At 63.3% G+C, this 19,068-nt stretch carries 18 protein-coding genes; 3 read left to right on the plus strand and 15 right to left on the minus strand.

Annotated elements, in window-relative coordinates; genetic code table 11:
• Window positions 1–61: 61 nt before the first annotated feature.
• From DCO57_RS13480 to DCO57_RS23540, 13 genes are all read right to left on the minus strand, one after another.
• A complete protein-coding gene (locus tag DCO57_RS13480) occupies window positions 62–835 on the minus strand; it encodes a DUF1223 domain-containing protein (protein ID WP_116699421.1) in 774 nt (257 codons plus the stop codon).
• Between the two features lie 97 nt (window positions 836–932).
• Window positions 933–1,556: a DsbE family thiol:disulfide interchange protein gene (locus tag DCO57_RS13485; protein WP_116699422.1), complete on the minus strand. Its 624-nt coding sequence runs from the start codon at window positions 1,554–1,556 to the stop codon at window positions 933–935.
• Window positions 1,557–1,561: 5 nt separating this feature from the next.
• Complete coding sequence (gene ccmD, locus DCO57_RS13490; RefSeq protein WP_116699423.1) at window positions 1,562–1,735, minus strand: heme exporter protein CcmD; 174 nt, start codon at window positions 1,733–1,735, stop codon at window positions 1,562–1,564.
• Between the two features lie 4 nt (window positions 1,736–1,739).
• Window positions 1,740–2,507, minus strand: coding sequence for a heme ABC transporter permease (locus DCO57_RS13495; RefSeq protein WP_116699424.1), 768 nt, complete (start codon window positions 2,505–2,507; stop codon window positions 1,740–1,742).
• 103 nt (window positions 2,508–2,610) lie between these two features.
• Window positions 2,611–3,282, minus strand: a complete 672-nt coding sequence (ccmB, locus tag DCO57_RS13500) for a heme exporter protein CcmB (RefSeq protein ID WP_116699425.1) — start codon at window positions 3,280–3,282, stop codon at window positions 2,611–2,613.
• A complete protein-coding gene (ccmA, locus tag DCO57_RS13505) occupies window positions 3,279–3,941 on the minus strand; it encodes a heme ABC exporter ATP-binding protein CcmA (RefSeq protein WP_116699426.1) in 663 nt (220 codons plus the stop codon). The genes ccmB and ccmA overlap by 4 nt, the downstream gene beginning before the upstream one ends.
• A gap of 166 nt (window positions 3,942–4,107) precedes the next feature.
• Window positions 4,108–4,884, minus strand: a complete 777-nt coding sequence (locus DCO57_RS13510) for a hypothetical protein (protein ID WP_116699427.1) — start codon at window positions 4,882–4,884, stop codon at window positions 4,108–4,110.
• 136 nt (window positions 4,885–5,020) lie between these two features.
• Entirely contained in the window at window positions 5,021–5,935 is a 915-nt protein-coding gene (locus tag DCO57_RS13515; protein ID WP_116699428.1) for an RDD family protein, read from the minus strand.
• Window positions 5,935–6,930, minus strand: coding sequence for a stage II sporulation protein M (locus DCO57_RS13520; protein ID WP_116699429.1), 996 nt, complete (start codon window positions 6,928–6,930; stop codon window positions 5,935–5,937). The genes DCO57_RS13515 and DCO57_RS13520 overlap by 1 nt, the downstream gene beginning before the upstream one ends.
• Window positions 6,930–8,201, minus strand: a complete 1,272-nt coding sequence (locus tag DCO57_RS13525) for a DUF58 domain-containing protein (protein ID WP_208977940.1) — start codon at window positions 8,199–8,201, stop codon at window positions 6,930–6,932. Before DCO57_RS13525 ends, DCO57_RS13520 begins: the two co-directional genes overlap by 1 nt.
• Before the next feature lie 23 nt (window positions 8,202–8,224).
• Window positions 8,225–9,181, minus strand: a complete 957-nt coding sequence (locus tag DCO57_RS13530; RefSeq protein WP_116699431.1) for a MoxR family ATPase — start codon at window positions 9,179–9,181, stop codon at window positions 8,225–8,227.
• Window positions 9,171–10,493: a hypothetical protein gene (locus tag DCO57_RS13535; protein WP_116699432.1), complete on the minus strand. Its 1,323-nt coding sequence runs from the start codon at window positions 10,491–10,493 to the stop codon at window positions 9,171–9,173. Before DCO57_RS13535 ends, DCO57_RS13530 begins: the two co-directional genes overlap by 11 nt.
• Window positions 10,490–11,125 carry a DUF4129 domain-containing protein gene (locus DCO57_RS23540; protein ID WP_165814738.1) on the minus strand — a complete coding sequence of 212 codons (636 nt, stop codon included), beginning with the start codon at window positions 11,123–11,125 and terminating at the stop codon, window positions 10,490–10,492. The genes DCO57_RS13535 and DCO57_RS23540 overlap by 4 nt, the downstream gene beginning before the upstream one ends.
• Window positions 11,126–11,688: 563 nt before the next feature.
• Here DCO57_RS23540 and acnA point away from each other — a divergent pair.
• From acnA to DCO57_RS13555, 3 genes are all read left to right on the plus strand, one after another.
• Window positions 11,689–14,364 carry an aconitate hydratase AcnA gene (gene acnA / locus DCO57_RS13545; protein WP_116699434.1) on the plus strand — a complete coding sequence of 892 codons (2,676 nt, stop codon included), beginning with the start codon at window positions 11,689–11,691 and terminating at the stop codon, window positions 14,362–14,364.
• Window positions 14,365–14,632: 268 nt separating this feature from the next.
• A complete protein-coding gene (locus tag DCO57_RS13550; RefSeq protein ID WP_116699435.1) occupies window positions 14,633–15,229 on the plus strand; it encodes a hypothetical protein in 597 nt (198 codons plus the stop codon).
• A 109-nt stretch (window positions 15,230–15,338) separates the two neighbouring features.
• Entirely contained in the window at window positions 15,339–16,886 is a 1,548-nt protein-coding gene (locus DCO57_RS13555; RefSeq protein WP_116699436.1) for a DUF2235 domain-containing protein, read from the plus strand.
• A 32-nt stretch (window positions 16,887–16,918) separates the two neighbouring features.
• On the opposite strand, the gene DCO57_RS13560 is transcribed toward DCO57_RS13555, so the two are convergent.
• Together DCO57_RS13560 and DCO57_RS13565 are read right to left on the minus strand one after the other, a co-directional pair.
• Entirely contained in the window at window positions 16,919–17,986 is a 1,068-nt protein-coding gene (locus DCO57_RS13560) for a hypothetical protein (protein ID WP_116699437.1), read from the minus strand.
• Window positions 17,987–18,540: 554 nt separating this feature from the next.
• Window positions 18,541–19,056 carry a DUF6515 family protein gene (locus tag DCO57_RS13565; RefSeq protein ID WP_116699438.1) on the minus strand — a complete coding sequence of 172 codons (516 nt, stop codon included), beginning with the start codon at window positions 19,054–19,056 and terminating at the stop codon, window positions 18,541–18,543.
• Between the last annotated feature and the right edge of the window lie 12 nt (window positions 19,057–19,068).

Consider the following 19,068-nt stretch of genomic DNA (forward strand, 5'->3'; position numbering starts at 1 on the left):
ACCCGGTCCCTTATTCCCGCGAAATCCGTCCGGCAATCGCCGGTCGGCTGCAGAGTCCTTTCTAGGATCCGCTTTTCCAGTCCAGAACCGCGGCGCCGATTATGGTGCCTGGACCGTCCTGGTCTTCCAGCTGGATCAGGACGGCGCAGCGGGCGTCGCCTTTCAGCATCAGCTTGGATTTCGGCATGCGGAAGGTTTCGGCGCCGCCGGACCACATTCCCATGGGCTGCAGGTTGCGGACCACATTCACATAGTGGATCTTCCGCCCGGCGTTTTCTCCCTGATCGATCTCGACCGTCGCCTCTTCCTTGATGTGGACGAAGTAGACCGTTGCCATTCCGGCCTTTTCAGGCAGCGTGCCGTTCACTCTGGCCTGGACGACCATGTCGGAGATCTTCAGATCGACCGTCGCGGTGAAGGGGTCGGTGCGTGCGAGGGCGGCGCGGACGTCGTTTTCGCGGCTGCCGACAACATGTTCGTTGCCGTTGACGACCATTTGCGGGGTATAGACCGAACGGTCTCCCCTGCGGGCCGCGTAAGCCCGCTGGCGCTGGGAATTGACCGGACTGGCGAGGGTGTCCTTCCAGCCGAGGTAATCCCAGTAATCCACCGGCATGACGAGCGTCAGCAGGTCGCTTTCCTCTCGGGCCAGGCGTTCCGCGAGGCGGTCTGCCGGCGGACAGGAGGAACAGCCCTGGCTGGTGAAGAGTTCCACGACCTTTTGTGGCTCGGCCTGCGCGCGCTCCCAGGCTGCGGTCAGGGCGAGTATTCCTGAAATGACAATAAGACTTTTGCGGAAAGCTGTTCCCGCTCTCCGGCGCGTTGCACCCACCATCTGGCTCAATTCCTCTTCTGGATGGCGACAAAATATGCAATCGGTCCTTCAATCGCGAGTCACGAGGCGGTGACCACGGCTGAAAGGCTTCGGCGCGTCAGCCGCCTTCCCGGATTTTCCGAAGTTCGGGAAGAAAAACGTCCCGGTAGGTCTGGGGGCTGAGGGGACCGATGAACTTGTAGCGGATCATGCCGGCGGCATCGACGATGAAGGTTTCCGGAACGCCGTAAACCCCCCATTCAATCGCTGTGCGTCCCGCGTCGTCCGCCCCGATGCGGGTGTAGGGGTTGCCGAGGCTGCCGAGGAAGCGGCGCGCGTTTTCCGGCTTGTCCTTGTAGTTGATCCCGAGGAGCTGGATGCCCTCCACCGTGGCCAGCTCCTCCAGCAGGGGATGTTCCTGGCGGCAGGGCACGCACCAGGAGGCAAAGATATTGACGACGGAAACCTTGCCGAGGAGGTCGTCCCGGGAGAAGCCGGGAACGGGGACATCGTCCCTGAAGATGCCGGGAACGGCGTCGAGGGTGAAATCCGGTGCCGGTTTGTTGATGAGGGCGGACGGTATCTTTTGCGGGTCGCCGCCGAGGGTCAGCTGAAACAGGAACAGGCTGGCGAGAGCGGCGAACACCACTAGCGGCAACAGGACCAGCACGGGAAAGCCGCGTTTCGGCGTTTCCGGTTGCGGCCCCTTGCCGGGGCCGGCGTTTGTGTCTTGAGTGTTCATCCGGGCTATCGACCGCCCGCGTCCGGCCGCCGGCGGGAAACGCCCTGTTCGGCCAGCTCCCTGAGCGCCTTTTCCTGAATGGCCTTGTCAATACGCACCCAGGCGATGAGGCCGAGGACGGTCACGAGACAAAGGCCGTAAGAGGCAATGATGAAACCCGAGTGAGGGCCGAGGTCCATGGATCTACTCCGCCGGCTGTGCGGTTGCGGTCGCGGAACGGGGATGCGCCGACGTTGCGGCCCGCAAGCGAAGGGTGCGAACGCGGCGGCGCAGGATTTCGTTGCGCATGGCCATGAGGTGCAGCACGAAAAACAACAGGGTGAAGGCAATGGCCATCACCAGCAGCGGCCAGAGAATGTCCGGATGGATGGTCGGGCCGTCCATGCGCATGACGCTGGCCGGCTGATGCAGGGTGTTCCACCAGTCGACCGAAAACTTGATGATTGGCAGATTGAGCGCACCGACGAGGGTGAGGATCGCCGCTGCCTTGCCGGCCTTGATCGGGTCGTCCATCGTGCGCCAGAGGGTCATCAGGCCGAGATACATGATCAGCAGCACGAGCACGGAGGTCAGCCTGGCGTCCCAGACCCAGTAGGTGCCCCACATGGGCTTGCCCCAGAGCGACCCGGTCACCAGCGACATGAAGGTGAAGGCCGCACCGATGGGTGCGGCGGCCTTGGCGGACACATCAGCGAGCGGATGTTTCCAGACAAGGGTGCCGAGGGACGAAACGGCCATGATGGAATAGCACATCATCGACAACCAGGCGGCAGGCACGTGGATGTACATGATGCGGACCGTCTGACCCTGCTGGTAGTCTTCCGGAGCGACGAAGAAGCTCATGTAGAACCCGGCCGCGAAGGCCAGCACACACAGACCGGTCAACCAGGGGAGAACCACCTGGACCAGCCTCAAGAACCGCGTCGGATTTGCATAATCCCAAAATGCCATGCCTGCTTTTACTGCAGTCTTGCGATGCCATCAATGTGCCGAACGTCGCAGAGCCGCATTGTTCCCACTCTTGCCGGTTGGCGAGGGGGCCGAGACGGGGCCGTCAGTCGGATGCGAAGCGGAGCGCCGCGGCCGAGGCGACCGGGCCGATGACGGCTGCGATCAGCGAAAGAGCGCACAGGATCAGGAAGGGCGTGAGAAACGGCACCGGGTCGTGAATGGCGGCATCTGCGGCGCTGACACCGAAAATCAGCACCGGAATTGCCAGCGGTACCACGAGAACAGCGAGCAGAAGGCCGCCCCGGCGCAGGGAGACGGTGAGGGCCGCGCCGATGGCCCCGATCAGCGTGAGGGCCGGAGTGCCGACCAGCAGCGTCAGGGTGACGGCGCCCATTGCGAGGGGTTCGAGATTGAGAAACACGGCCAGCAGGGGGGCGGCGACGACCAGCGGCAGGCCCGTTGCGACCCAGTGCGCAAGGCACTTGATCAGCACCACCAGTTCCAGCGGCCGGCCGGCCATCAGCATCAGGTCGAGGGTGCCGTCGTCCCGGTCGGCCTGGAACAGCCGGTCGAGGCCCAGCAGTGTTGCGAGCAGCGCGCCTATCCACAGGATTGCCGGTCCGATGCGGGACAGAAGGTTGAGATCGGGGCCGACGCCGAAGGGAATGACGGTGACGACGGCCAGGAAAAACAGCACCCCGACAAGCGCGCTCCCGCCCACCCGCACGGACAGGCGCAGATCGCGCAGGAACAGAGCGAGCGCCCAGGAGGTCATGGTAGCGCATCCTCAACGGGCAGGGCGGCCGCGTCGGCGGCCTGCAGGTGCAGCTGCAGCACATCGGCAAGCGCCAGATCGGAATGGGTTGCCGTCACGATCAGGCCACCTGCGGCCAGATGCGCATTCATCAGCTCCAGAAGCTGTGTTTCCGACCGCCTGTCCAGGGCCGACGTCGGTTCGTCCATCAGCCATACTGGCCGGGACGTCACCAGGAGGCGGCACAGGGACAGTCTGCGTTTCTGTCCGGCGGACAGGAACGCGGCAGGCAGCTGGGCGGTATGGCCGATGCCCAGGGTGTCCAGCGCTTCAAGGGGCGTCACGGACCGGACGGAAAAGCCGGGCGCCGGGGCGGGAGCAGTGAAATTCTGCCAGAATTGCAGGTTTTCCTCGACCGACAGTGCCGGTTTGACCGCGTCCTGGTGCCCGAAATAATGAGCCTGTTCCTCGGGCGGGGTGTCGGCGGCGCCACCCTCCAGACGGATGGAGCCGTGGCTTGGGGGAACCAGCCCGGCCAGCGTGCGCAGAAGTGACGACTTGCCGATGCCATTCGCCCCGGTCACCACCAGGGCGCTGCCACCATTCAGGGAAAAGGACAGATCCTCGAACACCCGGCGTCCGCCGCGGTCGATGGTCAGGTTTTCGGCAATGAGTTTCAGGGTCGGCTCCGGCGTGGGTGAATTGAGCCTCCCTTGTTAGAGGGGGGCAAGGGGCGCTGGCAAGTGGGCAAATACGCCCAGGCCGGGGAGACATCCCGGGAGCTGCCAGCGTGCCATGTGCGCCGGGCGGGACCGTGGAGCTGTGCCCCGCGGTCCCGGGGCGGCCTCAGTCGAAAACCGACGCGATCTGGTCGACGCTGATGCCTTCCTTGATCTCGCGCAGGCGGGCATAGATCAGGGCAATGAGAATGCTGATGTAGCCCACTCCGATGGTGGACAGCGCCGAGTACAGGATGACGGCAATGATGGTGCCACCGATGGCGGCGACAATTCCGATCACCAGGCCCACGACAAGGTTTATGACGATGATGAGGATCAGGGCCAGGAGAAGCGCGCCGATGATGGGCCAGCGGTATTGTTTGGTAAGGCGGGCACTGCGACCGAGGCCGCCGAACCCGACACGTTCGATGACGACCGCCGGGACCATCACCGAAAACACCGCGTAGAGCCAGAGACCCGGGATGACGAACAGCAGCGTCCCTATGCCGGCCAGGAGGCCGGCGACCAGGCTCAGGATCGCCACGGGCACCAGAGCGCTCAGCGCCGGGCCGATGTAGCGTCCCGGCTGCACGGGCCGGTTCAGTTTCGCGTCATAGGCAAGTTGCACCAGAAGCGCGGTCGTCAGGGAGTAGATCACCATCTCCACGACGAACGCCAGTCCGAAGGCGGCGGAGCTGCCGGGGCTGTCGAATGTGGGCTCCCCCACTCCGAGTGCCGCGTCGAAGCCGATCAGCCCTCCGGTCAGCAGGAAGCCCAGCAGCACGGGCACGAAGGCGATGATGACGACCTTGAGAAAATTTCCCAGGAGGATCGAAAAACTGTCGCCGATCAGGGCGCCGACGCCGAGCGCGACCTTGGGCTGATCGAGGGGGGTGTCAGTCATTGGGGAACTCCAATCGTTTCAAATAAATATCAAAAAGGATGACTTCAATTGCCATGTCTCCCCGGACAGTGCGGGATTTCACACCATAAGGACAAATACGGAATTCTCAAGCCGCGTCAGTGAACCGGGAAGGGGCTCAGGCGTCTTCGCCGGTGCTGGCATAGTGCTTGTTCTCGCGCCGGTCGCCGAAGAGCCGGCGCTGCTCGAGGTGCTCGCGCTGGGCATTGTAGAAGGCCTGCAGAAAGGCAACCCGATCCTGCGGCGGGACCGGTTGCGCATAACCGATCTTCCTGCGGATCTTCTCGACAATCGTGGCGATGGCCGCGTCCGTCTGCTGGCTGGCTGTGGGCGTGCCGTGCGCGCGCAGCAGAGTTTCGAGGGTCTGAAGCTCGAAGGCGCCATAGTGGTCGAGCTGATGGGCCAGAAACCGGACATTCGTCCCGCCATGACCGGCCGCGGGATTTTCCACCGCCAGATCCTTCAGCAAGAGCGGAACCGGGAGATGGATCACGTGGGTGCCGGCCATCAGGTCGCCAAGGCGGCGGCGGTAACGGTCGCGGAGCGGTACCAGAAACACGATTGCGATCCACACAAGCGCGGTGACCGATGTGAGGAGCGACGTCATGTCGAGTGTCAGCAGCAGCATGCCCGGCAGAAAGATCTCCGCTTCCTTCATCAGGTTGCGCAGCACGAGCGAATGAGCACTCAGCGACCCGCCGTCATGGGCCACGACCTTGATCTTCATGAGGCGCTTGCCCAGGGTCTGGCCGTTCCAGGCGAGCTCGGCCAGTATGTAGTAGGGAACACCGATGGAAAAGAAGACCAGGACAGCGATGGCAGTCATCGACTGCGGGCTGGAGAGGGCAAGGGTGGAAAGCAGGATGAGCAGGCTGATCGCTGCGATGAAGGTCAGGACAATGTCGATGGACTGGGCGGCAATACGCACGCCGATGCCGGCAACCGGCAGCGTCAGGGGGACTCCTTCCGGGGGCACGAGCCTGTCGGAAGAAGGCCCCTTGCCCCTCTTTTTGCTGCCGGGACGCCGGATCATCACCGTTTCCTTCCGCCGAGGGCGAACCAGGCCAGCCAGAGCGCGCCGACGCCCCAGCCGATGACGAAACGCAGGGTCAGATCCTGAACAAGCTGCCGGGCGAAGCTTTCCAGAAGGGCGGCGGCGACCAGCATGAGGGCGGCGACGAGCGCCAGTTTCACCGCATCGCGGCCGGCGTGGCGCAGGGCGTCGGCGCGCGACCGGTCTCCGGGAAAGAGCACCGCGGCACCGAGCTGCAGGCCGCCGCCGCAGGCTATGCAGACTGCCGAGAGTTCGGTGACCCCGTGCACGGAAAGCCAGCCGGCGAGGTCGACCCCCAGTCCGCGGTCCACGTGAAGCGCGAGGAAGGCCCCCAGCAGGAGGCCGTTGTAGAACGTCAGCAGGATGGCCGGCGCGCAGGCGAACACGCCGAGGCCGAAGACGAAGATGGCGATCCGCGTGTTGTGCGAAAACAGATAGGCCGCGAAGGCGCCCAGACCCGATGTTCCGCTGTCGTGACCGTAGATGGACTCCCGCAGGGAATCGGTTGTCGCATTCGGTCCGCGGCCATCGGCCATCTCGGAGGGCATGAAGACATAGAACCAGTCGTTGTTTTCGAAATAGAGCATGTAGCCGGCCAGCGCACCGAGCGTCATGAAGAGGAAGCCGAGCAGGATGAAGATCCAGGACCGGCGCATCGCCGCGGGGGCGCCGCGGGTCAGAAAGCGGCGAAGCAATCCGCCAAGCCGTTCCTGCGGTGCATAGACGCAAAGATAGGCGCGGGCGGTCAGGGCCTCCAGATAGGCCAGCAGAGCCTTGTCGAGAGAGATTTCGCGGGCGATGGCGAGCGAAGTGGTCGCTTGCCGGTAGAGAGCGGCCAGGTCGCGCGCCTCGGCGAAGGCCATGCGCTGGAGTCCCTTGCTCTCCGCGGTGCGCACCAGGGTTTCGAGACGCCGCCAGTCGGCCTCGCGTTCACTGCGGAACCGTGCGGAACGGATGAGATCCTGGCCATCCATCAGATGAGCTCCCGTGCCTTGATCTCGAGATAGGTCGAAATCAGTCGCGCGGTAACGGCCTCCGGCTTCGCGTCGACGATGGTCACCCCCATGCGGGTGAGTCGCTCGAGAACCAGGCGGCGTTCGTGGATCGACTGGTTGGCCGCGACGAGTGTGGCGGCGCCGTTCAGGTCTTCGGGCGGGGTCTCCACAAGCGCCTCCAGTTCCGGATCGCGGATGGTGACGAAAATCAGCAGATGGCGCCGGGCCAGGATGGCGATGTTCTCGATCAGGAGTTCGGCCGATGTGGTGTCGACGAAATCGGTGAATACGACAATCAGGCTGCGTTTCGGCGTGCGCGCGTTCAGTTCGCTCAGGGCCAGGGTATGGTTGGTCTCGCGGCTGACATAGGACAGCTCCGCCGTCCAGTGGCGCAGCCTTGCGAAGGCGGTGCGGCCCGGGGCCGGGGCGGCAAAGGTGCGCGGTTTCACGTCGTAGGAATAATAGCCGACCAGGTCGCCGCCGACCGCCGCAGCCCAGGCAGTGGCCAGCGCCGCCGTGACGGCGTGGTCTATCTTCGGCAGGCCGGCGATTTCCTCGCGCATCAGATAGCCGTTGTCGAGGGCGACGATGACGTGGTGGTTGCGCTCCGCGCGCAGTTCCTTGGCAACCAGGGACCGGCGGCGGGCGGAACGTTTCCAGTCGATTGTCTTGATGTCCATGCCTGGCACGAAGTCCCGTAACTGCTGAAATTCCGAGCCTTCGCCGATGGCCCGGTTCTCCTTGGCGCCGAAGAGGCTGGACTGGACCGTTGTGGTGATCTGACCGGACTGGACGAGGCGGATGTTCGGAACCACGCGGATCTCCGCACCGGCGTCCAGACGTGGCACGAATTCGAGCAGTTTCAGTCGCGACAGCCAGCGCAGCCAGACATGGTCGAGGCGCCAGACACCACGCCGTATGGCACGGCAGGCAACCTCCGCCGTGGCGCGTCCTGCAGGAGCGGGAGCAAAAAGCGCTTCATCGCCGCCGCGCAGGCCGTGCGGCCAGTCGAAACGGGCCGTGAGTCCCGGAGGCGCGCGGTCGATTTCCAGGTGCAGGGCGACGGTTTCGCCGACAAAGACCTCGGTCGGCGTCTCGACCACGAGATCTCGCCGGCGCCGCCAGGACAGGGCCAGATCGCCGGCCACCGCCACCGCCAGGAGAATCCACGGCAGACCGGCTGCCGCGCGGGCCGCGCCACCTGCCAGGACGGCGATCAGCGACAGGAAAAGCGCCGCCAGGGCAAGCACGAGCAATCTTTTCGACGGCCGGATCAGCGGGGAGCCTCGATCTGGTTGAGAATGTTTTCCAGGACCTGCGCGGGGCTGCGGCCCTCGATTTCGGCGGCGGGGCCCAGAACGATCCGGTGGCGCAGGGTGGGCACGAAGAGCCGCTTGACGTCGTCGGGGATGGCATAGTCCCGGCCGTTGAGCGCCGCAGTGGCTCTGGCGGCGCCCGCGAGGGCGTCCGCTGCCCGGGTGGAGGCCCCGAAGGCGATTTCGGAACTCTCCCGGGTGGCGCGAATGAGGCGGAGGATATAGGCGAGGATGTCGTCCTCGAGAATGATGCCGTCGACCAGCGCACGCGTTTGCGCAAGCGTCTCGCCGTCCAGCACCTTGGCAAGGGAATCCGTTTCCAGACCGGCTTCCAGGGGTTCGGCGGCATGCTGGCGCAGGATCGCCATTTCGATGTCCTCGGGGGGGAAGTCGATCACCAGCTTGAAGAGGAACCGGTCGAGCTGTGCTTCGGGAAGCGGATAGGTTCCCTGCTGTTCTATCGGGTTCTGCGTGGCCACCACGATGAATTCGCGGCCGAGAGAATGGTCGGTGCCGTCGATACTGACCGTCCGTTCGCTCATCGCCTGAAGAAGGGCCGCCTGGGTTTTGGGCGGGGCGCGGTTGATTTCATCGGCCAGCAGAACCTGGGAAAACACCGGCCCCCTGGTCAGGACGAAGGCGTTGGTGCGGAAGTCGAAGATCGAGGTGCCGAGCACGTCTCCCGGCATCAGGTCGGGCGTGAACTGTATGCGACCGAAATCGAGGGCCAGCACGGCGGCGAAGCTTCGGGCCAGCAGGGTCTTCGCCGTTCCGGGCGGGCCTTCGAGCAGCACATGTCCGCGAGCGAACAGGGCGACCAGCAGCAGGTCGATGAGGTCGTCCTGCCCGAGGACTGTGCGGCCGATTTCCGCCCTCAGGGCGTCTGCGCGTTGCCGCAGGGCTTCAAGTGTCATGGGTGATTTGCTCCAGAACCTGTTCCAATTCGTCGATGAGGCGGATGGCTTCGCCGGCCGGCAGACGGGCGGGCAGTTGCCGGATGCGGCTGAGTATGGTGCGCAGCCGGTCGGCTTCCGCCGGGTGCCGTCGCCGGGCCGAGTCGAGGAAGGCCTCTTCGCCGCCGTAGTGGCGGGCATGGGCGGCGCCGAAAAGCGCCGCTGCCGTCGCCGAAAGCCGTGCGGCGGCATATTCGCGGGTCAGGGCGCCGTCCTGGCCGGACAGCCGCATCAGCCGGGCTCTTGCGCGCACCGCAAGCAGCTTGCCGGCCCCGGTTGCCGTTTCTGCCGGGCGGATCGGTCCGGCCCGCAGGGCTCCGCGCCAGAAAAACAGCAGGAAGGTCAGAACGGCGCCGATCCACAGGGTCACGAAAGGCGGGCCGAAAAAGCGGCGCAGATCCTCCCATGTCCGTTCGCGTTCGGGTTGGCTGGCCGGGTCGCGCAGCCAGAAGTCGCGGCTGTAATCGATCACGACGTTGCCGTCCTCTGCCCGGGAGCGCAGGACATCCAGGGCGACTCGCGCATTGTCCCCCAGACGCAGTCCGTGATTGTCGAGCAGGTCCGGGTCCGAGAGGACGAGAATCCTGCCGTCCGGCTCTCCGTCGGCTGCCAGCATGGGGCAGTCGGCCAGCAGCATCGCTTCTTCGGAGCCGATGATCGGGATGCAGTCGCGGCCGGTGAACATCTGCGCGGCATAGATCCGGGCATGCAAGTTTGTTCCGTCCGCAGACCGGTAGGGGAAATCGGTGAAAGGAGTCTTGGCGTCGATGAGCCGGGGATCGATGTCATCGATGATCTTGCCGAGGGTCGCGGCCAGCCGTTCGCGCTCGACCTTCAGGACGGGATGGGCAAGGCCGGTCAGGCGCATCCCGCTGCGCCATTTCGGCAGGACCACCAGGGTGGGCACCGTTTGCGCCTTGAGGGTGATGACCGGCGTGGAGAGGTCATATTCGTCCTGTTGCTGCAGCAGCTCCTGCTTGGTCGACGGTGTGACGCGGGTTTCGTCCAGCTCCGTGTCGTAGACCGGCACGACCAGAAGACCGATCGATGTCTGGTCGATCGTCCAGCCGCCGAAGAAGTTCTGTGCCCCCACGCCTTCGGACGCCAGCCAGATCTGCAGGCCGTCGAAACCGGCGGGGGAGCTGCGCAGGGTCTGTTGCCGCTGTGCGAGAAAATACCATAACGCGGCGGCCCCGAAGGCGCATATGAGAACGATGATGACCGTCTCGAGGCGCAGCGTCCGGGGTGTCCGGGGGGAGAGGGTTTCGCTCATGCGGCGCCCGGACCCAGCAGCTGCCTGCAGCCGGCCAGATGCCGGCGAAATTCGTCTTCGCTCACATCGCGGGCGCCGAACTGCACGCGTTCGCTGGCCATGACAAGGGCGCGCAGGGCGTCCCGTTGTGCCTGCCCGTCCGGGATGTGCCGGAGAGCGTCCCGCGCGGTCCAGCTGCGCTGCATCAGCACGCCGTTCGCCGCCACGGTCGCGGCGAGGACCTTCTGGGCCAGCAGCACGAGTGCCTGCCGCCGGTCCTCGATGCGCAGGATCTCGTCAAGGGTTCCCGGTTTTTGGGCCCAGGCAGGGGGCTCGGTCCGGACCTGCCGGCGGGTGCGGCCGGGATTGCCGGCATCGCGCTTCAAGGACACGGTCATACGGCCGCCGAAGCGCAGGAAGAGATAGAGGATTGCGGCAAGAATGACACCGCTCACGATCAGTACGGGCCAGTCGGTCTCGCCGCTCGTCCGGTCCGCGTCCGGTGCCTGCGGGCGTTCCGGCTGGAGAGAGGTGTCCAGTTCGGGCGGCGGCGCGGAAGGGTCGAAGTAGGTGACGTCCGTGTCGATGCCGCGCAGCCGGATCGCTCCGAGGTAGTCCTGGCCGGATTCGCCGATCTCGACAGGTTCCGGCATTGCTTCCTGTGCGTGAAGCGGGAGTGCGGAAAAAAGCGCAAAGACAAGACATGCGGCAAATCGGACCATGCGAAAAGCATTACCGGCAACCCGGGACCTGCGCAACAGACGGCCCTGTGTTTCGGGCGGGCTGCGGGGCGGCCGGGAACCGAGGCGTGCCTTCGCGCAAACACTTGCGGGGAGAGCCCTCGTGATGATTCCGCAAGGGGAAACCGGCCTCCCGAGACTCTACAAAAGGAGGGTTTTCATTTTGTATACGCTTGTATATAAAGCGTCCGAGCGGCCCTCATAGCCCTTGTTCCTGTCACCTTCATGCGTCTTATTCGCTTTCATGCCATGATAGCGTGTGTCACGCCGCTGGCGATCAGGGCCAAAGTTTTGTATAGGGGCGGCGAAGCGATGCGATCGTTTTCCGTCGAGCCAGCCTTGCCGGTGGATGACGCAGCGCAGAACAAGCCCGAAAACGGGCGGATACGGTCCAGAGCGGACCAGCCAGAGATTTTAGACCGGCGGCCTGTCAGATGCGGCCAGGTTGCCACGGACCCTTAAGGAGACCGCGCGTCGTGACCCAGTCCCTCGATAGCTTCAAGTGCAAGAAGACCCTGACAGCCGGCGGCAAGACCTACACCTACTTCTCGATTCCGGAAGCAGAGAAAAACGGCCTGGAAGGTGTTTCCAGACTACCGTTTTCCCTGAAAGTCGTTCTGGAAAACCTGCTGCGCTTCGAAGACGGGCGCACGGTGAAGAAGGAAGACATTCTTGCCTGTGCCGAATGGCTGAAAACCCGCAAGTCCTCGCAGGAGATCTCCTACCGTCCGGCACGCGTGCTGATGCAGGACTTCACCGGTGTTCCGGCCGTCGTCGATCTGGCGGCCATGCGCGACGCGGCGGTCAAGCTCGGCGGCGACCCGAAGAAGGTCAACCCGCTGGTGCCTGTCGATCTTGTCATCGACCACTCGGTGATGATCGACTACTTCGGCACCAAGGACTCCTTCCGCAAGAACGTGGAACTGGAATACCAGCGCAACAAGGAGCGCTACGAGTTCCTGCGCTGGGGCCAGTCGGCATTCGACAACTTCCGCGCCGTTCCTCCCGGAACCGGCATCTGCCATCAGGTGAACCTGGAATATCTCGCCCAGACCGTCTGGACGAAGGAAGAGGACGGCGAAACCGTCGCCTATCCGGACACGCTCGTCGGCACGGACAGCCACACCACCATGGTCAACGGCCTGGCGGTTCTGGGCTGGGGCGTCGGCGGCATCGAGGCGGAAGCGGCCATGCTCGGCCAGCCGATCTCCATGCTGATTCCGGAAGTCGTCGGCTTCAAGCTGACCGGCAAGCTGAATGAAGGCATCACCGCGACCGACCTCGTGCTGCGCGTCGTGGAAATGCTGCGCCAGAAGGGCGTTGTCGGCAAGTTCGTGGAATTCTACGGTCCCGGCCTCGACAACCTGTCGCTGGAAGACTCCGCCACCATTGCCAACATGGCTCCGGAATATGGCGCGACCTGCGGCTTCTTCCCGGTCGATGCGGACACGCTGAAATACCTGGAGGCCACCGGCCGCGACAAGGATCGCGTCGCGCTGGTAGAGGAATACGCCAGGGCCCAGGGCATGTACCGTTCGGGCAATGAAGAGCCGGTCTTCACCGACACGCTGGAACTGGACATCTCCACGGTCGTTCCGGCCATCTCCGGACCGAAGCGCCCGCAGGACCGCATCAACCTGTCCGATGCCGCCACTGGCTTTGCCAAGACCATGGCGGAAGAGTTCAAGAAGGCGGACGAGCTGTCCAAGCGGGTTGCCGTCGAAGGCAAGGACTACGACCTCGGCAATGGCGATGTGGTGATTGCGGCGATCACCTCCTGCACCAACACCTCGAACCCCTCCGTTCTGATCGGTGCCGGCCTCGTGGCCCGCAACGCCATGCAAAAGGGTCTCAAGGTCAAGCCGTGGGTGAAAACCTCCCTGGCTCCCGGCTCCCAGGTCGTGACCGACTATCTGGAAAAGGCCGGTGTGCAGGACGATCTCGATGCTCTCGGCTTCACGCTGGCCGGTTACGGCTGCACCACCTGTATCGGCAACTCCGGTCCGCTCGACCCGGCGATCTCCAAGGCGATCAACGACAACGACCTGATCGCCTGTTCGGTGCTCTCCGGCAACCGCAACTTCGAGGGCCGGGTGAACCCGGACGTGCGTGCCAACTATCTGGCCTCGCCGCCCCTGGTCGTCGCCTATGCCATCGCCGGCAACCTGAACGTCAACATCACCGAGGACTCTCTCGGCGAGGATCAGGACGGCAACCCGGTGTATCTGCGGGACATCTGGCCGACCACGGAAGAGATCACCGATCTCATCCGCTCCTCGATCACCGAGGAAATGTTCCGCGAGCGCTACGGCGACGTCTTCAAGGGCGACGAGCACTGGCAGGGCATCAAGGTGGAAGGCGGCATGACCTACGGCTGGCCGGTTTCCTCGACCTATGTGCAGAACCCGCCCTATTTCGAGGGCATGACCATGGAGCCGAAGCCGCTTGAGGACATCGAGGGTGCCGCCGTCATGGGCCTGTTCCTCGACAGCATCACCACCGACCACATTTCCCCGGCCGGCAACATCAAGGCCGACAGCCCGGCCGGCACCTATCTTGCCGAGCATCAGGTCGCCCAGAAGGACTTCAACTCCTATGGCGCACGGCGCGGCAACCACCAGGTCATGATGCGCGGCACCTTCGCCAACATCCGCATCAAGAACCAGATGGTTCCGGGTGTCGAAGGCGGCGTCACCATGAAGGACGGCGAGAAGAAGTGGATCTACGACGCCTGCATGGAATACCAGGAAGCGGGCGTTCCGCTGGTCGTCTTCGCCGGCAAGGAATACGGCACGGGCTCTTCCCGTGACTGGGCCGCCAAGGGCACCAAGCTGCTCGGCGTGCGCGCGGTGATCGCCCAGTCCTTCGAGCGGATCCACCGCTCCAACCTGGTCGGCATGGGCGTTGTCCCGCTCACCTTCAAGGAAGGCGAGAGCTGGCAGTCCCATGGCATCACCGGCAAGGAACGCGTGACCATCAAGGGCATCGCCGACATCAAGCCGCGCCAGATGATGGATGTGGAAGTCACCTATGAGGACGGCAAGACCAAAGTCATCGAGTGCCTGTGCCGCGTGGATACGGAAGACGAGCTGGAATACATCAAGGCTGGCGGCATCCTGCACTACGTGCTGCGGAACCTGGTGACCAGCTGATCGGTCCAAGGATCGGATAGCGGACGATTTGAGCGGGCCCTTCGGGGCCCGTTTTTGTTGATCTGGCGCATTTCTGTCCGTCTGCGCGCCTGTTTGACACGATGCCAATTGAAGGGGGTACAGCCCGACGATCCCGTTTCGCGCTTCGCTCTGCCGGCCCTTGGGATCCTGCATTCACGCCGGGCAGGCCCGCAAGGATTGCCAGTGGTGCGGAAACGATGTTCCATACAGCCTGATATTTTGAATTTGTGATTTTTTGGAGAGGGCCATGAAACCGATTTTTACGGCAATTCTTTTCCTGGGTGTTTGCGGACAGGCTGCGCTCGCGGATCCGTGTCAGGACAGGTTCACAGAACTTTACCTTCAGCTCGATCAGGGAACTCCGACAAAGAGTGCCACGACGACGGCATTCAAGGGCGCGCCGCCTTCGACCAACACGTTTCTTTATCTCACCCCGGATCACTACATGACTGTGCCGACCTCCCCGGCAGGGCCCTGGGTGCTCGGCTATGAGAACGTGCTCTATCAGTCTGCGGACGCAGGCAAGACCTGGCAGAAGGTCCGCGACATGGACACCGGCCAGAATGCCGACAAGGCGCGGGCGGACAAGCTGGCCAATGCGGAAACCATCCGTAATCCTGTCTGCGGCGAAGAGGCGATGAACGGCGAGACCGTGGATGTCGTGGCGGCGGATGTCACCGTGAGCCAGGGTATGCTCACGGAGAACCGCTACACTTACTGGGTCCGGCGCAGCGACGGTTTCATTGTCAAGGCGGTCTATGACACCAAGGCGCCGGGGTTTGAGATGGTGACGACACAGGTCATTGAAAAGGCTCCCGGACTGACGTTGCCCGCACCGGAATAGGTCCGGATTTACCGGCAGTTTTCGCGAATTTTCCGGCTTTCGCTCTTGGTGATGTGGCAAAACCTGTGATTAATTTATATCTTCGGACAATCCTGACGGGAGCCGAGGCATGGTCAATCTTGTGGTGTGTTGCGATGGAACCTGGGCGACGCCGGACAACATGGATGACGGCATTCCTGCGCCCACGAATGTGGTGAAAATCCATGCGGCGATCAGCGGGAAAGATGCGTCCGGCGTCCCCCAGGAAACATATTATCACGCGGGTGTGGGAACCGAGGGCGGCTGGTGGAGACGGCTCCTGGGCGGCGGGATCGGTGCCGGGCTGGACCGCAATATCAAGAGCGCCTACCGATGGCTGGCGGGGATCTATCAGCCGGGAGACAGACTCTTCCTGTTCGGATTCAGCAGGGGAGCCTATACGGTCCGAAGCCTGGCGGGGATGATCTCCGCCTGCGGCCTTCTGGATCTGGGCGAAGAGGGGCTGCCGGATGAAACGATATGGGCGCGGGTGGACGAGGTCTTCGCCAATTACCGCAGGACGGAGGAAAACCGGAGAAACCTGAGGCACCTGCCGTTTCACAACACCGGGCCGGGACTGGACGGGGCGGGGAAAACGCCCGTTCACTTTCTGGGTGTCTGGGACACGGTCGGATCTCTCGGCATTCCGGACGAGCTTGCGCTGCTGAATCTTCTCGACGATCCGCGCAAGCACGCCTTTCACGATACGGAACTGAGTGACACCGTTGCCTTTGCGCGGCACGCAATCGCGATGGATGAGCCGCGCTCGACCTTTTCCCCGACCCTGTGGACGAAAACCGGCGCCGGGACGGACGTGAAACAGATCTGGTTTCCCGGGGCCCATTCCGACGTGGGCGGGGGCTACGCCCGCATGGGTCTGTCCGATGGGGCGCTGAAATGGATGATCGAGGAAGCGGCGGCTTGCGGTCTCGCCTTCCGGGAGGCAGCAGTGGCCCAGATCGATCCCGATCCGCGGGACGTGCTGCATGATTCCGTCGGCGGTTTCTACAGGAAGCTGAGGACCCGGCCGCGCAGCGTGCCCTGTCTCACCGACCCGGATTCCGGGGCGCGGTTTCATTCCTCCGCTCTGAAACGGCATGGCAATCCGCCCCTGACCCAAGCCGTCTACTGGCCGACCCATCGGCTGGAAGTGGGGCAGAAATGCAGCTTCGATATCTTCGCGCGCGAAAAATGGAATGCGACCGGGCTGTTCCTGAAGGCTGGTGAGGATTACCTTTTCACCGCGTCGGGCCAGTGGGTCGATGCCACCATCAAGTGCGGTCCGGAAGGGACACGGGACGGTCGCTTCCAGGCGGCCGAGGTGGTGCATGTGGCCGCCTCCGCCTGGGGGCAGGTGGAGAAAATGTTCAAGGCCCTGTCCGGCAACCTGCAGACCGACTTCTGGCTGACCCGCCGCGAAGGGGAGATGCCGTGGTTTGCGCTGGTCGGGGTCGTTGCCAATGGCATCGGCGCGGAGGCACCGGAAAATGCGGTGCCGCACGACAGGTTCCTGATCGGCAGGGGCGGGCGGTTTCCCCTGAAGGCGGACGGCTATCTTTATGCCTTCGCCAATGACGCCTGGCAGGCCTACGGCAACAACAGGGGCAGCGTGAAACTGACGGTTGAGCGGACAGGATAAGCTGCCCGCAAGCGCCGATCATCACGGCATTTCTACAGTGTCAGATTCAGATCGATGATCGCACGGTTTCCGATCAGGTTCGGTCCCCAGGAAGCTTCGCTTTTGCGGGCCGAATCCGGCGGATCATCGGGATCCGCGACGCCGGCTGTCTTGATCCTGACCATATAGGGACCACCGACAGGAACGGCATAGCCGCCGCTGGAGGGAAAGCGAGACCTGTTTCGCAGGAACAGCGAGGACAGGGCATTCATCCGGCCCTGTCCGGCAATGGTTCCGATGACCGCAAGCTCGCCCTCCTTGCCGAACATCACATCCACGGGACCCGTGGCGTTTTTCCGCGTCAGCATGACGGATATCCAGGCCTGATCCTCGCGCGTGGGGCCGGCGATTTCGGCCGGCGGCTCGATCGGTCTGAAGCCGAGGGCGCGCAGGATCCTGTTCACACCCGCACTGCCGCCGGCGATGATCATGGCGGTCAGGATGTAGCCCGGAATCGTGTTTTCTTCGGGAGCGACGGGCCGTGTGTAGATGTTGAACAGATTGGTCACCACATCCAGATGGAACATCACGACCAGGGTCAGGGCGAAGGCGAAGGCAATCAGGGCATTGGAGGAGGACGTGTTGAAAACGCGCATATAGGGCCGCCAGCGGAAGATGAGCTGCAGACCGCTTTCCACGAGAACGGCCAGAATGAACAGGATGAAGACCGCCTTGAAGGACTCGTTGTAGATTTCGGTGCTGCCGAAGGCTCCGGGCTCTCCCCGCAGGTCGACCTTTACGGTGATGATCTCATCCGGTTTCCCGGCCAGCTTGTATGTGACGACGTCGGTGGAAACTTCACCTTTTCCCGGTGGAAAATATATCAGCGCATTTTCGCCATCGGCGGCCTTCGGGACGACATGAACGGTGCCGTATATGGCCTCGGGGGCAAGAAACTCTTCGGTCGACCGGACTATTTGCAGTGCTCCGTCCTGCGTTCCCTGCAGAACACCCTGGGCGAGAGCCGTCGCGCCGCTGAGCAGCGGGAGTGAAAGCAGAAGAGTCAGGATCAGCAGGAGGCCCTTCCCGGGCGGGCGAGTTACTAGGAATTTCCGGTCCATGACGTTCCCCACTTTCTAAAAATGCCGGTATCTGAAACTCCGGGTCGTTGGCGGCTCTGCAGTCACCGCAATAGAAAAATGTCTTTTGCGCGGATGACTCCGCGGCACTGAATTCGTAAACGTTCGACGTTCTGAATTCAGTGTTGCAATTTTAAGGGGAAAAATGAAGCTGCAATATGCGCGGCCGTCGGCCGGACGTGCGGGCCGGCCACGCAATTCGCCGCGCAGGGGAGCATGGTGACCGACAAGCTGCCCGGCGACACCAGGCCTGTTCAGGTCTTGCGCCCGATGCGGGGAGAGGGCAACGGCGTAGGCCGGCTCAAGTGTTTCCGCCCGAAATCAGATCGGCACGGTCTGACGACCGTGCCGATGGAAGCTGTCCGCGCCCTCATGCCGCCACGCAAGAGCAGATGCGTGTGGCCCAGGGGATGACTGCGCAGGTGAAATGAACGCCTGAAATCCGTTCAACGAGATACCCTGCTGACCAGCCGACATAAGCTGGCAATGCGCGTCGGCGGTCGGTTCAATGTCCGGCTACCGACGCCCGAACCTGTTTAGCGTGGCGGGTTCACAACGATGTAATTTACTGTCGTGCCCTGGTACTGCGGTGCGTACCAGGCGTTGCCGCATTGCTGATAGACAATGCCGTTGACGACCACCTGGGAACAACCGGAGGGAAGCGACGCGACGATCGTGCCAACTGCGACAGCCGTTGCGGTAATGGCAGCTGCCCTTGCTACCGGATGGTGGCGATGGTCATAGTAATGATTGTCAACATTGACGTTGGTGTTCCGGTTAACATTTACGTCAACGTTCTTCTGATTCACCACGGTATTATTGTTGTTGTTGCGGTTCACCACTGTTTTGTTCCGGTTAACCGAGGTGTTGTTGACTTGGTTGTGACCACCGCCCGCACGGTTGTTCACGGTGTGGCGTCCGCCACCTCCACCGCCGCCACGATGACCACCTCCACGGGCTTCCGCCTGGTCGGTGCTGGCAACATGGACCGTCGCCGGAACGAGGCCGTAAATCAGGAATGCCGAAAGGGTTGATAACAGGATTTTGCGCATGATCGGTTGTCC

The sequence above is a fragment of the Labrenzia sp. 011 genome, from assembly GCF_003075075.1.
In the GTDB taxonomy this organism is placed as follows: Bacteria; Pseudomonadota; Alphaproteobacteria; order Rhizobiales; family Stappiaceae; genus Roseibium.

Excerpts from the sequence above, each read along its gene's own strand:
- DCO57_RS13530 (WP_116699431.1), bottom strand. The coding sequence starts at position 9,181 with ATGACACTTGAAGCCCTGCGGCAACGCGCAGACGCCCTGAGGGCGGAA.
- DCO57_RS23540 (WP_165814738.1), bottom strand. The coding sequence starts at position 11,125 with ATGCCGGAACCTGTCGAGATCGGCGAATCCGGCCAGGACTACCTCGGA.
- DCO57_RS13565 (WP_116699438.1), bottom strand. The coding sequence starts at position 19,056 with ATGCGCAAAATCCTGTTATCAACCCTTTCGGCATTCCTGATTTACGGC.
- DCO57_RS13485 (WP_116699422.1), bottom strand. The coding sequence starts at position 1,556 with ATGAACACTCAAGACACAAACGCCGGCCCCGGCAAGGGGCCGCAACCG.
- DCO57_RS13560 (WP_116699437.1), bottom strand. The coding sequence starts at position 17,986 with ATGGACCGGAAATTCCTAGTAACTCGCCCGCCCGGGAAGGGCCTCCTG.
- DCO57_RS13550 (WP_116699435.1), top strand. The coding sequence starts at position 14,633 with ATGAAACCGATTTTTACGGCAATTCTTTTCCTGGGTGTTTGCGGACAG.
- DCO57_RS13495 (WP_116699424.1), bottom strand. The coding sequence starts at position 2,507 with ATGGCATTTTGGGATTATGCAAATCCGACGCGGTTCTTGAGGCTGGTC.
- DCO57_RS13555 (WP_116699436.1), top strand. The coding sequence starts at position 15,339 with ATGGTCAATCTTGTGGTGTGTTGCGATGGAACCTGGGCGACGCCGGAC.
- DCO57_RS13480 (WP_116699421.1), bottom strand. The coding sequence starts at position 835 with ATGGTGGGTGCAACGCGCCGGAGAGCGGGAACAGCTTTCCGCAAAAGT.
- DCO57_RS13510 (WP_116699427.1), bottom strand. The coding sequence starts at position 4,884 with ATGACTGACACCCCCCTCGATCAGCCCAAGGTCGCGCTCGGCGTCGGC.
- DCO57_RS13535 (WP_116699432.1), bottom strand. The coding sequence starts at position 10,493 with ATGAGCGAAACCCTCTCCCCCCGGACACCCCGGACGCTGCGCCTCGAG.
- ccmB (WP_116699425.1), bottom strand. The coding sequence starts at position 3,282 with ATGACCTCCTGGGCGCTCGCTCTGTTCCTGCGCGATCTGCGCCTGTCC.
- DCO57_RS13515 (WP_116699428.1), bottom strand. The coding sequence starts at position 5,935 with ATGATCCGGCGTCCCGGCAGCAAAAAGAGGGGCAAGGGGCCTTCTTCC.
- ccmD (WP_116699423.1), bottom strand. The coding sequence starts at position 1,735 with ATGGACCTCGGCCCTCACTCGGGTTTCATCATTGCCTCTTACGGCCTT.
- DCO57_RS13520 (WP_116699429.1), bottom strand. The coding sequence starts at position 6,930 with ATGGATGGCCAGGATCTCATCCGTTCCGCACGGTTCCGCAGTGAACGC.